The organism is Dactylosporangium fulvum (genome assembly GCF_025137375.1).
Classification (GTDB): Bacteria; Actinomycetota; Actinomycetes; order Mycobacteriales; family Micromonosporaceae; genus Dactylosporangium; species Dactylosporangium fulvum.
This window is the reverse complement of record NZ_CP073720.1, coordinates 4,029,060-4,041,483: the sequence shown is the minus strand read 5'-3', so window position 1 is coordinate 4,041,483 and position 12,424 is coordinate 4,029,060. Positions and strand designations below refer to the sequence as shown.

Below are 12,424 nucleotides of genomic sequence, written 5' to 3'. Positions count from 1 at the left end.
AACAGGCGCTAGGCAACGCCCAGTGAGGTGACGTCCCAGCCGCCGTAGAACTGGTTCACGAAGACGTTCGTCAGGCGGGGGTTGCGGTAGTTGAGCACCTTGTCGTAGGTCAGCGGCAGCATCGTCGCCGAGTCCATCACGGCGGCGTCGACCCGCTGCCAGATACCGGCCGAGCGCGTCGGATCGGTGGTGGTGCGGGCCTGGTCGAGCTGCTCGTTGATGAACACGTCGTCGATCTCGGCGTAGTTGTTGTTGCCGCTGGGCAGGATCCGGCGCCCGTCGACGAGCGTCGGGAAGAACCCGTAGCCGGTCGGGAAGTCCGCCGACCAGGCCGACAGGATCAGCCCGTAGCCCTGCTGGTGCACGTTCGACGGGGAGCCCACGACCGACCGCGCGTAGAGGGACGGGTCGGACGGGTCGATCCGGGCGGTCACGCCGATCGCGGCCAGGGACGCCTGGATCGCCTCGGCCGTCTTCATCGCCTTCGGGCTGTTCGTGGCCGCGATGACGGTGGCGAACCCGTCCGGCCTGCCGCACCGGCCGAGTTCCTCGCGGGCCCGGTCCACCTGCGGTTTACCGCCCCTGGTCTGGAACGGGTCGAGCGCCGGGTCGTGGCCCGGGACGCCGGGCGGCAGCATCCCGCCGGCGATCTCCCCGCCGGCGTCCGGCCCGCCGCGCGCGGTCTGCACGGCGCCCTTGTCGACGGCGTACTGCACGGCCCGCCGGCAGTGCACGTTGTCGAACGGCGCGACGGTCGACACCAGCGCCGCGTACTGCACGAAGCCCGTCGTCGGCGCGTCCGCGTTCGCCTTGAGCGCCGGGTCGAGCAGCACCTTCGGCTGCGTCGCGGCCTGCACGCCGCCCTGCCCGGCATCGGCGTCGAGCGTGCCGTCGAGCAGTTGCGCGTCGATCTCCGCCGGTGCGGTACCGATGGTGAGCTCGATCCGGTCCGGCAGCGCCTTGCGGACCGGGTCGGTGGCCCGGTCCCACCGCTCGTTGCGGACGAACACCACCTTCTTGCCCGGGTCGAGGGTCTCGAAGCGGTACGGGCCGGAGGAGACCGGCCGGTCGCCGTACCTGGCGCCGGTGTCCGCGGCCTGCGGCACGGGCGCGGCGACGCCCATCGCCAGCAGGTACGGGAAGTCGGCGAACGGCTCCGCGAGCCGGAACACGATCGTGCGGTCGTCCGGCGTCGTCACCGACCGCAGTCCCTCGGACGACCGGTACGGTCCCGGGTACTCCTGGCCCTGGTCGAGCTGGTCGATGAGGTAGGTGGGTCCGCCGGACAGCTCGTCCTGGGCGAAGAGGCGTTCGATGCCGTACTTCACGTCCCGCGCCCTGATGGCCGTGCCGTCCTCGAAGCGCAGGCCGTCGCGGAGCCGGAACGTGTAGATCAGCCCGTCCGCCGACACCTCCGGCAGCGCTCCGGCCAGGTCGGGGACGAGCTGGAGGCTCTCGGCGCCGGGCTTCGTGTCCGGGGTGAGCAGCGTGCGGGTGTAGAGCCGCTGGAGGTTGTAGACGGCGTTGATGTACGACCGTGCCGGGTCCCACGAGTCGGCGTCGTGCGCGGTGGCCAGGCGGAGCGTGCCGCCGGTCCGGTCGGAGGGGTTGACCACGCCGGTCAGACCGGCGTTGAACCCGGCAGCCGCCTTCCCCTCGCCGCCGGTGTTGTCCTTCGCCGCGCATCCGCCCAGGGCCAGGGTCACCACCAGCGCCGCACCACACCAGGTAGTCTTCACATGACTCAGAGTAGTCGATCATTGTGGGCCGGGCAGGGTGCAGGGCAGTTCGGGGAACGAACCGGAGCAGTCCGGTTCACACACTCAGGACGGGCGGTCAGGCCGCGATGAAGCCTGTATGCGAACGCTGATCCGGATGCTGCCAAGCGGGCGGCCACTGCCCGAGCAGGACTGGCGCGCCCGGCACAAGGCCATCCTGTGGATCGTGGCCGTGCACGCGGTCGGCCTCTTCGCGTACGGACTGCTGCAGGGCCTGTCCGTCCAGCACGCGTTCGCCGACGTCGCGCCGCTGATCGGCGCGCTCGGCGTGGCCGGGGCGCGTGGGTTCTCCCGCCACCTCCGCTCCGCCGCCGCCACCCTGGGGCTGATGGGGTCCTCGGCCATCCTGGTGCACCTGGGGCACGGGATGATCGAGATGCACTTCCACTTCTTCGTGATGCTCGTCGTCATCACCTTCTACCAGGAGTGGCGCACATTCCTGCTGGCCGCCGCGTTCGTGCTCGTCGAACACGCGGTCGTCGGCGTGCTCGCGCCGCAGCTCGTCTACAACCACGCCGACGCGTGGCGCCACCCGGTGCGGTGGGCGGTGATCCACGCGCTGTTCGTCACCGGCGCCGCGGTGGCCGCGATCGTCAACTGGCGCTTCGCCGACCGGGCACAGGACGCGGAGCGGGCCATCGCGGCGCGGCTGGCGCACGAGGCGAGCCACGACCCGCTGACCGGCGCGCTGAACCGCCGCGAGTTCGACCGGCGGCTCGCCGCGGCGCTCGAGGAGCCGATCCCGCCGTCCGGCCACGCGCTGTGCTTCCTCGACCTCGACCGCTTCAAGATCGTCAACGACAGCTGCGGGCACGGCGCCGGCGACATCCTGCTGTGCCAGGTGACCGGCCTGATCAGCGGCGAGCTGGACGACGCGGACGTCCTGGCCCGGGTCGGCGGGGACGAGTTCGTGGTCCTGCTGCGCAACCGCACGCCGGAAGCCGCCACCGCGACCGCCGAGCGGATCCTGCACGCCGTCGCGCGACACCGCTTCCCGCACGACGGGCGGGTCTTCTCGGTCGGCCTGAGCATCGGTGTCGTGCCGATCACGGCCGGCGGTGTCGACGCACAGGACGCCGTGCGGGCCGCCGACGCCGCCTGCTACGCCGCGAAGCACGCGGGCCGCAACCGGGTGCACGTCGTGGCGGCCGGCGACGACCGGCTCGACCGGCAGCGCGGCCTGGCACACTGGGCCGAGCGGGTGGTCAGTGCCGTCAACGACGACGCGCTGGTGCTGTACTACCAGCCGATCGTTCCCACCGGCCCGTCGAGCGGCGGGCCCTTCGGTGAACTCCTGGTGCGGATGCGCGGCGAGGACGGGTCGCTGATCGGCCCCGGCGCGTTCCTGCCGGCGGCCGAGCGGTACAACCTCGTCACAGCCATCGACCGGTGGGTCATCGGCGCCGCCCTCGACCGCCTCGCCGAGCGGTACCGCGACGGCGTGCCCGGCGACGAGCTGTTCTCGATCAACCTGTCGGGCGGTTCGCTCGGGGACGACGCGCTGCTCGCCTTCATCCGCGAGCAGTTGCGCGGGCACCGCATCCCGCCGCGTGCGCTGTGCTTCGAGGTGACGGAGACGGTCGCGATCGCCGACCTGGAGCGGGCCGTGGCGTTCATCACCGAGCTACGCGCGCTGGGCTGCCGGTTCGCGCTGGACGACTTCGGCAGCGGGCTGTCCGGGTTCGCGTACCTCAAGCAGCTCCCGGTGGACCTGGTGAAGATCGACGGCAACTTCGTCCGCGGCATCACCAGCGACCCGGTGGACCGGGCGATGGTCGAGTCGGTCAACCGGGTCAGCCACGAGATGGGCCTGCGCACGGTCGCCGAGTTCGTCGAGGACGACACGGTGCTGGACGAACTGCGGCTGATCGGCGTGGACCACGCGCAGGGCTACGGCACGGGCGCGCCGGTGCCGTTCGACGACTGGCTGCTCGCCCACCCGCCCGCGGCGGGCCGGGCCCCGGCCGAGGCGCCGTCACCGGCCCGGGCACCACAGCTGCTGTAGGAAAGCTTCAGAGCCGGACGGCGCCGCCGATCAGCATCGGTAGGACGTTTCGCAAGCACACGCACAGGACGGGCAGACCGGTGAGCACCACCACTGCAGACGACGCTCAGCGCGCCGGCGGCGCCGAGGCCGGACGGTATCTGACGTTCACGCTCAACGGCGAGGCGTACGCGCTGGACATCTTCCACATCACCGAGATCATCGAGTACCGCTCCCTCACCGCCGTGCCGATGGCGCCCGACTTCGTCCGGGGCGTGATCAACCTGCGGGGGCGGGCGGTCCCCGTGGTCGACCTGGGCATCCGGTTCGGCCAGGGCGCCACCGCAGTAGCGCGGCGGACCAGCATCATCATCGTGCACAGCAGTGACGCCGCCGACGGCCAGGACATCGGGATCCTCGTCGACATGGTGAACAAGGTCGTCGGGTTCGGCGCCGGCGACATCGAGCCGACGCCGAGCTTCGGCACCGGCATCCAGCCCGAGTTCATCAGCGGCATGGCCCGGCGGGAGAACGACTTCCTCATCGTCCTGGACCTCGACCGTGTCCTGTCGCCCGACGAGATCGCCGAGCTGTCCCGGGGCGGCCGCGAGTCCCCCGACGAGAGCGGAACGGCTCGCACCCCGTGATCCGCTCCGTCGACGCGCCACCGGAGATCACCGGCGCCGAGTTCGCGGCGATCAGTGCGCTGCTGCACCAGCGCACCGGGATCCGTCTCGTGCCCGGCAAGGAGACGCTGGTCATGGGGCGGCTGAACCGGCGGCTGCGGCAGCTCGGCCTGCAGACCTACGCCGACTACGTCCGGCTGCTCCACGAGCCGGACGGGCAGGAACTGCACCGGGCGATCGATCTGCTGACGACGAACGAGACGTCGTTCTTCCGCGAGCCGCAGCACTTCGACTACCTGCGTGACGTGATCGTGCCGGGGCATCCGGACGATCGCGTGCTGCGGCTGTGGAGCGCCGCCAGCTCCAGCGGCGAGGAGGCGTACACCGCGGCGATGGTCCTGGCCGAACGGCCGCCGGCCGGGTCCTGGGAGATCATCGGCACCGACGTCTCGACACGGATCGTCACCGGGGCCCGCCGGGCTCTCTACCCGCTCGAGGCGGCCGGCCGGATCCCGCCGGACCTGCTGCGCAGATACTGGCTGAAGGGCCGCGAGGAGTACGCCGGCCTGATGACAGCCGGCGCCGCGCTCCGCGAGCACGTCACCTTCCTGCACGCCAACCTGCTCCACGACCTGCACGACCTGGGGCGGTTCGACGTCATCATGCTGCGCAACGTCATGATCTACTTCGACCTGCCCACGAAGACGGCGCTGATCCAGCGGTTGCAGGAGATGCTGCACCCCGGCGGGCACCTCATCGTCAGCCTGTCCGAGACGCTCAACGGCATCCCGTCGCGGCTGCGGATGGTCCGGCCGTCGATCTACCGGCTCCCGGCGGGCGCCCGTGACTAGCCCGCGCACCGTGTTCCTCAAGCCCGGCGAGTTCCACTTCGCCGGGCCGGGCACGCGGATCGCGACCCTGCTCGGCTCGTGCGTGGCGGTCAGCCTCTGGCATCCGCGGCTGCGCATCGGCGGCATGTGCCACTACATGCTCCCGCACCACGGCCGGCCGGCGCAGGTCCGGGCACTCGACGGGCGGTACGCGACCGACGCGTTCGAACTGTTCCGGCGGGAGCTCGAGCGGACCGGGACACGGCCGGCGGAGTACGAGGCGAAGCTCTTCGGCGGCGGCGCGCAGGTCCTGCGCGACGGGGTCGCCCGGGCCAACGTGGCGGCCGGCCTCAGCCTGCTGGACCGGCACGGCTTCACGGTCGTGGCGCGGCACCTCGGCGGCACCGGCGCCCGCCGCCTGCGGTTCGACCTGGCGACCGGCGACGTCTGGATGTACCACAACGACCGCAGCCCCCTGGACGAGGCGTCATGACCACCGGCGCGACCATCCGGACGCTGATCGTCGACGACTCCGCGGTCGTGCGGCAGGTGCTGTCCGCGCGGCTCGGCGCGGAGCCGGGAATCGAGGTCATCGGCTCCGCCTCCGACCCGATCTTCGCGATGAAGCTCATGAACCGCGACTGGCCCGACGTGGTGATCCTCGACATCGAGATGCCGCGCATGGACGGCATCACGTTCGTCAAGCAGGTCATGTCGATCCGGCCCACCCCGATCGTCATCTGCTCCACACTCGTCGGCCGCGGCGCCCGGACCGCCATGGACGCGCTGGCCGCCGGCGCGGTGAGCGCCGTGCCGAAGCCGACGACCGGGCTGAAGCAGTACCTCGCCGACGACAGCGGCGACGTCGTGTCGGCGGTACGGGCGGCCGCGGCCGGCCGGGCCCGCCGCATCGGGCGCGCACCCGCCCGCCTGCCGGACGCCGCGCCCGGGCCGCACCCGGGCGGACCGCGGATCGTCGCGATCGGCACCTCCACCGGCGGCACCCAGGCCCTCGAGCGGGTCCTCACCGCCCTGCCGGCCGGCGTGCCTGGCGTCGTCGTGGTGCAGCACATGCCGGAGCGGTTCACCGCGGCGTTCGCCGACCGGATGAACGAACTGTGCGCGGTCGAGGTGCGCGAGGCCGTCGACGCCGACCGGGTCACCGACGGGCTGGTGCTCGTCGCCCCGGGCGGCCGGCACCTGGAGCTGGTCGCGGACGCGCCGGGCTACCGGGTGAGGGTGTTCGACGGCCCGCCGGTCAACCGGCACCGGCCGTCGGTCGACGTGCTGTTCCGGTCGGTCGCGAAGGTCGCCGGGAGCGGGGCGCTCGGCGTCATCATGACCGGGATGGGCGACGACGGCGCCCGTGGCCTGCTGGAGATGCGCCGGGCCGGCGCCGCCACCGTGGCCCAGGACGAGGCCACCTGCGTCGTCTACGGCATGCCCAAGGAGGCGGTCCTGCTCGGGGCCGTGGAGCGCGAGGTACCGCTCCCCGCAATAGCAGAGGTGATCCGCAAACATGGCTGAGGTCCTGTACGTCGTTGTGTCCCTGCTGGCCGGTCTCGCCGGTGGCCTCGCGCTCGGCAGGCGCCGGGCCCGCGGCGGCCCGTCGCCCGCCGCGCCGGCGCCGCACGACTACCGGCGCGGCGTCGACGAGTTCGCCGGCGCGGTGGCCCCGGTGTGGTCGGCGCAGATCGAGTCGTCACGCGCGCAGATGGAGTCGGCGATCGGCGCGGTGACGCAGCAGTTCAGCCAGATCGTGGACAACCTCGACTCGGTCCTCGCCTCGTCGACGACGGCGCTCGACCAGCACGGCGGCGCCGGATCGTTCCAACAGGGCCGGGAACGGCTCGGCAACGTGGTGTCCACGCTGGACAACGCGCTCAAGGCCAAGCGCAAGGCCGTGCAGGACCTGGCCGGACTGTCCGGGTTCAACGACGAGCTCAAGCAGATGACCGCCGAGGTGGCGCAGATCGCGGCGCAGACCAACCTGCTGGCGCTGAACGCCTCGATCGAGGCGGCGCGGGTCGGCGCGGCCGGCGCCGGCTTCGGCGTGGTGGCGCTCGAGGTCCGGCAGCTGGCCGACCGGTCGATGGAGACCAGCGTGCAGATGGCGGAGAAGGTCAACGGCATCGGCGCCGCGATCGAGGCGGTGCTCACGACCGCGGAGGGCGACGCGGAACGGGAGAGCGTCGCGGTCACCAGGGCCAACGGCGACGTGCAGGAGGTGATCGACGACCTGCTGGCCGCCGTCACACGGTCGCGGGAGTCGTCGGGCCGGCTCGAGGACGCCGCCGTGGGCATCCGGGCGGCGATCGCCGACGCGCTGGTGAACCTGCAGTTCCAGGACCGGGTCGGGCAGGTGCTCCAGCACCTGGAGGACAACATCAAGCGGATGCCGGGCCACGTCCGGTCGGCGCCGGACGGCGGCCCGGACGCGCGGCCGCTGCTCGACGATCTCGAACGCACCTACACCATGCACGGCGAGCGGCACGCCCACCGGTCCGGCGTGGCGGCCGCGGTACCCGAGTCGGAGATCACGTTCTTCTAGGAGGCTCCATGTCCAAGACCGTTCTCGTCGTCGACGACTCGGCGTCGGTGCGGCAGGTCGTCACGATCGCGCTGAAGGGCGCCGGCTACGAGGTCATCGACGCCGTCGACGGCCAGGACGCGCTGCGCAAGCTCAACGGCCAGCGCATCCATCTGGTCATCTCGGATGTCAACATGCCCAACATGGACGGCATCACGCTGGTCGGCGAGATCCGCAAGCAGGCCGCGTACCGGTTCACGCCGATCATCATGCTGACCACCGAGTCGCAGGAGGAGAAGAAGCGGCAGGCGCAGGCGGCCGGCGCGAAGGCCTGGGTGACGAAGCCGTTCCAGCCGGCGCAGATGCTCGCCGCCGTGTCGAAGCTCATCGCGCCGTGACCGGCCCGGAGCGAAGCGGAGGGGCCGGTCACCATGGGCTCAGCACGGAGGTCACGCGGCCGGAGCGCAGCGGAGGGCGCGTGACGGCCTCGGTGCCGGTCCGGCTGGACATCAAGGGCGAGCTCACCGTGATCACCGCGGCCGAGCACCACGAGCGCCTCCAGCGGTTCCTGGCCGAAGGGCCACAGCTGGAGCTCGGGCTGGCGGCGGTGACCGAGCTCGACACGGCGGGGCTGCAGGTGCTGCTGCTGGCCCGCGGCGAGGCCGAGCGGCGCGGCGTGGCGCTGCGGCTGTGCGAGCACAGCCCGGCGGTCCATGACGTGCTGGCACTCGCATGGCTCACCCCGGACCTGGACGACGCCGCCCAGGCGGGCATGCCGCGGGCCTGTTCCGGAATTCCGAGGTAGGACAGCGTGAACGACGACGACATCCACGACGCCCTGGAAACGTTCATCACCGAGGCGCGCGAGCTGGTGCAGGACTTCGAGGACGGGCTCCTCGAGCTGGAGTCGGGGCCGGCCGGTCCGGAGGCGGTCAACGGGCTGTTCCGCGCGATGCACACGCTGAAGGGCTCCGCGGGCCTGTTCGGGCTCGGCCACCTGGTCTCGTTCGCGCACGTGCTCGAGTCGGTCCTCGACGAGCTGCGCGGTGGCCGGCTGCAGGTCACCCCCGAGCTGGTGAGCGCGCTGCTGCCGTGCACCGACCACATCACGGCCCTCGTCGACGGGGTGGCCGGCGGGCGGACCGAGCCGACCGCCGCCGAGGCGGACGTCAGCGCACGGCTGCTCGCCGCGCTGGAGCCGTTCCAGTCCGGTGCGCCGGACGGCACGGCTCCCCCGGCGGCCCCGGCGCCGGACGGCCCGCGCACCTGGCTGCTGAGCCTGTGGTTCGGTCCGGACTGCCTGCGCAACGGGATGGATCCGTTGTCGTTCCTGCGGTACCTGTCGACGATGGGCACGGTGGCCTGGGCGGTCACGGTCCGCGACGCCCTGCCGCGGGCCGACGAGGCCGACCCGGAGACCTGCTACCTCGGCTTCGAGGTGGAGTTCCTGAGCACCGCCGCGAAGGCGGACATCGAGAGCGTCTTCGAGTTCGTCCGCGACGACAGCACGATCACCATCCTGCCGGCCGACAGCGCCGTCGAGCTCATCGCGGCGCTACCGGAGAACGACCGGCTGGGCGACCTGCTGCGCCGCAGCGGCATGGTCACCGACCTGGAGCTCGCCAAGGCCCTGCAGATCCAGCAGGAGGCGATCCGCGCCGGCGAGGCGTCCGGCAAGCCGCTCGGCGAGATCCTCGTCCAGGAGCACATCGTCCAGCAGCCGGTCGTGGAGGCGGCGCTGGACCGGCAGCGCAAGACGGCCGAGGGCCGCCAGCAGGACAACCAGACGATCCGGGTCTTCGCCTCCCGCCTCGACAAGCTCATCGACCTCGTCGGCGAGCTGGTGATCGCGCAGGCCGGCGTGGGCACGGCCGACGGGCTCTCCGAGACGCAGGAGAACGTGCTGCGGCTCGTCGAGGAGGTCCGGCACACCGCGCTGTCGCTGCGGATGGTGCCGATCGGCACCACCTTGCGCCGCTTCGAGCGGGTGGTCCGCGACGTGTGCCTCGACCTCGGCAAGGAGGTCGACCTGGTCATCACCGGCGGTGAGGCGGAGATGGACAAGGCACTCGTGGAGCGGATCGGCGACCCGCTGCTGCATCTGGTCCGCAACGCCCTCGACCACGGCATGGAGACACGCGCCGAACGCGAGCGGCTCGGCAAGCCGGTCCGGGGCCGGTTGCGGCTCAACGCCTTCCACGACGCGGGGAGCATCGTCATCGAGGTCGCCGACGACGGCCGCGGGCTCGACCGGGAACGGATCCTCGCCAAGGCGGTCGACCGGGGCCTCGTGGGCCGCAACGCGGCGCTCACCGACCACGAGGTCTACGCGCTGATCTTCGAACCCGGCTTCTCCACCGCCGACACCGTCTCCAACCTGTCCGGCCGCGGCGTGGGCATGGACGTGGTACGCGGTGCCATCACGGCGCTGCGGGGCAGCATCGACGTGCAGACGACGCCCGGTGCCGGTACAACCATCCAGATCCGCCTGCCGCTCACCCTGGCGATCATCGACGGCTTCCTGGTCGGCACCGGCGACGCGTACTTCATCATCCCGCTCGACCGGGTGACCGAGTGCGTGGAGCTGCCCGCTGACGCCGACGGCCGGTCGTTCATGCACCTGCGGGAGGAGGTGCTGCCGTTCGTGCGGCTGCGGCAGGCGTTCGGCCTGCCCGGGCAGCCGTCACGCCGGCAGAGCGTGGTCGTGGTCGAGCACTCCGGCCAGCGGGCCGGGATCGTCGTCGATCACCTGATCGGCCAGTCGCAGACCGTCATCAAGCCGCTGGGGAACCTGTTCGAGGACGTGCGGTCGGTGAGCGGGTCGACGATCCTGGGCACCGGTGACGTCGCGCTGATCCTGGACATCGACGCGCTCATGGCCCAGCACATCGCCGGCGACAAGCTGCGCCGGGCGGCCGCCGCCCGGCATCAGAACCGGTCGAACTTGGTCTCGTCGATGTCGGGCACGGACACCTCGGCGGACCGGGCGGCGAGCGCCGGCACCGGCCGCTGACCGCGGCCGTTGCCGTTGCCGTTGCCGTTGTGCCGGTGCGTGCCGCGCTCGTGCGGCCCCCGGGCGTCGGTGGCGTACGTGCGGCCGCTCACCCGCCGGGGCTGCCCGTCGCCGGTGGTGAAGAACGTCATCAGCTCCTGCAGCTGGTGGGTCTGCGCCGCCATCTGCTCCGCGGTGGCCGCCAGTTCCTCGCTCGACGACGCCGTCTGCTCGGTGACCTTGCCGATCTGCGTCATCGCGATGCTGATCTGGCGGACGCCGGTCGTCTGCTCGTTGCTCGCCGCCGCGATCTCCTGGACCAGGTCCGACGTCCGGGTGATGCTCGGGATGATCTTGCCGAGCAGGTCACCGGCGTGCTCCGCGGTCCGCACGCTGCCCGCGGCCAGCTCGCTGATCTCCTGGGCGGCGATCTGGCTGCGCTCGGCCAGCTTGCCGACCTCGGTGGCGACCACGGCGAAGCCCTTGCCGTGCTCGCCGGCCCGGGCCGCCTCGATGGTGGCGTTGAGCGCCAGCATGTTCGTCTGGAACGCGATGTCGTCGATGATGCCGATCTTGCTGGTGATCTGCTTCATCGCGTCGACCGTCTTCTCGACGGCCTCGCCGCCCTCGTGTGCCTCACCGGCCGCCTGCCCGGCGATGCCCTCGGTGGTCGTGGCGTTGTCGCTGTTCTGGCTGATGCTGGCGGTCATCTGCTCCATGCTCGCCGTCGTCTCCTCGACGCTCGCGGCCTGCTCGGTCGCGGCCTGCGACAGGCTCTGCGACGCGCCGCTGATCTGGTTCGAGGCGTTGGCGAGCTGGTGGGCCGAGTCGATCACGGTGCGGACCGTCTCGGAGAGCCGGTCGAGCGCGCTGTTCAGCGCGGTGCCCATCCGGCCGACCTCGTCCTGGCTCGTCACCGACAGCCGCTGGTCGAGCCGCCCCTCGGCCAGGCCGGCCAGCACCGAGACGGTCTCGCGCAGCGGGCGGGACACCGCACGGACCACGAACGTCACCATGGAGAACGTGATCACGATGGCGAGCAGCGTCAGCCCGAGCAGCAGCAGCTGCGCGGTGCGGTAGTCGTCCGCCGAGGCGTCGAGCGCCGACTTCGCGGCCCGGTTCTCCCGCTCGACGAGGCTGTCCAGCGCGGTGGCGATCCGGCTCGCGACCGGGTCGACCTCCTCGCGGCTGATCCGGTTGTACTCCACGTAGTTGTTCGCGCGGGCGGCCGGGATCGACTTGCCGGTGAGGACCTGCTTGTACGTGGTCCAGGCGGTGGCGAAGGTGTTGCGGTCCTGCTCGCTGTCGGCGCCGGTGGTCCGGGCGGTGAAGACCTTCCAGCTCTCCTCGAGGGCGACCATCGCCCCCTCGACACCCTTGGTCGCGGCCTCCATCTCGGCGTCGCTCTGCGCGAGCGCCAGGCCCCGGGACCGGAAGCGGACCTCCTTGTAGTCCGAGGCGACACCGTCGAGCACTTGCACGGATCGCAGGTTCTGGTTGTACAGCGCGTCGAGCCGGTCCTGGCTGTTGCCGAGGTACAGCAGGCCGATCGCCCCGACCGCCGCCAGCAGGGCGCACACCACGATGGCGACGATGCGCAGTTTCCAGGCGACCGACAGGTCCCGGAAGGCGGACATCATGGACCGGCGTCGCGGGCTCGTTGCAGTGGTCATGGCGTGGCTCC

At 71.8% G+C, this 12,424-nt stretch carries 11 protein-coding genes; 9 read left to right on the top strand and 2 right to left on the bottom strand.

Annotation, left to right across the window (positions count from 1 at the left end; translation table 11 throughout):
- Window positions 1–8: 8 nt before the first annotated feature.
- Entirely contained in the window at window positions 9–1,739 is a 1,731-nt protein-coding gene (locus tag Dfulv_RS19120; protein ID WP_259865344.1) for an ABC transporter substrate-binding protein, read from the bottom strand.
- A gap of 118 nt (window positions 1,740–1,857) precedes the next feature.
- On the opposite strand from Dfulv_RS19120, the gene Dfulv_RS19115 reads away from it, so the two are divergent.
- The 9 genes from Dfulv_RS19115 to Dfulv_RS19075 all read left to right on the top strand — a co-directional run bounded on the left by Dfulv_RS19115 (window position 1,858) and on the right by Dfulv_RS19075 (window position 10,761).
- Window positions 1,858–3,783: a putative bifunctional diguanylate cyclase/phosphodiesterase gene (locus Dfulv_RS19115; RefSeq protein WP_259865342.1), complete on the top strand. Its 1,926-nt coding sequence runs from the start codon at window positions 1,858–1,860 to the stop codon at window positions 3,781–3,783.
- Between the two features lie 80 nt (window positions 3,784–3,863).
- Window positions 3,864–4,409, top strand: coding sequence for a chemotaxis protein CheW (locus Dfulv_RS19110; RefSeq protein WP_259865341.1), 546 nt, complete (start codon window positions 3,864–3,866; stop codon window positions 4,407–4,409).
- A complete protein-coding gene (locus Dfulv_RS19105) occupies window positions 4,406–5,239 on the top strand; it encodes a CheR family methyltransferase (protein WP_259865340.1) in 834 nt (277 codons plus the stop codon). Before Dfulv_RS19110 ends, Dfulv_RS19105 begins: the two co-directional genes overlap by 4 nt.
- A complete protein-coding gene (locus Dfulv_RS19100) occupies window positions 5,232–5,711 on the top strand; it encodes a chemotaxis protein CheD (protein WP_259865339.1) in 480 nt (159 codons plus the stop codon). The genes Dfulv_RS19105 and Dfulv_RS19100 overlap by 8 nt, the downstream gene beginning before the upstream one ends.
- Window positions 5,708–6,745: a protein-glutamate methylesterase/protein-glutamine glutaminase gene (locus Dfulv_RS19095; protein WP_259865338.1), complete on the top strand. Its 1,038-nt coding sequence runs from the start codon at window positions 5,708–5,710 to the stop codon at window positions 6,743–6,745. Before Dfulv_RS19100 ends, Dfulv_RS19095 begins: the two co-directional genes overlap by 4 nt.
- Window positions 6,738–7,769 carry a methyl-accepting chemotaxis protein gene (locus Dfulv_RS19090; protein WP_259865337.1) on the top strand — a complete coding sequence of 344 codons (1,032 nt, stop codon included), beginning with the start codon at window positions 6,738–6,740 and terminating at the stop codon, window positions 7,767–7,769. The genes Dfulv_RS19095 and Dfulv_RS19090 overlap by 8 nt, the downstream gene beginning before the upstream one ends.
- 8 nt (window positions 7,770–7,777) lie before the next feature.
- Window positions 7,778–8,146 carry a response regulator gene (locus tag Dfulv_RS19085; RefSeq protein ID WP_259865336.1) on the top strand — a complete coding sequence of 123 codons (369 nt, stop codon included), beginning with the start codon at window positions 7,778–7,780 and terminating at the stop codon, window positions 8,144–8,146.
- Between the two features lie 80 nt (window positions 8,147–8,226).
- Complete coding sequence (locus tag Dfulv_RS19080) at window positions 8,227–8,553, top strand: STAS domain-containing protein (RefSeq protein ID WP_259865334.1); 327 nt, start codon at window positions 8,227–8,229, stop codon at window positions 8,551–8,553.
- Between the two features lie 6 nt (window positions 8,554–8,559).
- Window positions 8,560–10,761 carry a chemotaxis protein CheA gene (locus Dfulv_RS19075; protein ID WP_259865333.1) on the top strand — a complete coding sequence of 734 codons (2,202 nt, stop codon included), beginning with the start codon at window positions 8,560–8,562 and terminating at the stop codon, window positions 10,759–10,761.
- On the opposite strand, the gene Dfulv_RS19070 is transcribed toward Dfulv_RS19075, so the two are convergent.
- Window positions 10,677–12,413, bottom strand: a complete 1,737-nt coding sequence (locus Dfulv_RS19070) for a methyl-accepting chemotaxis protein (RefSeq protein ID WP_259865332.1) — start codon at window positions 12,411–12,413, stop codon at window positions 10,677–10,679. The genes Dfulv_RS19075 and Dfulv_RS19070 overlap by 85 nt on opposite strands.
- Window positions 12,414–12,424: the final 11 nt, after the last annotated feature.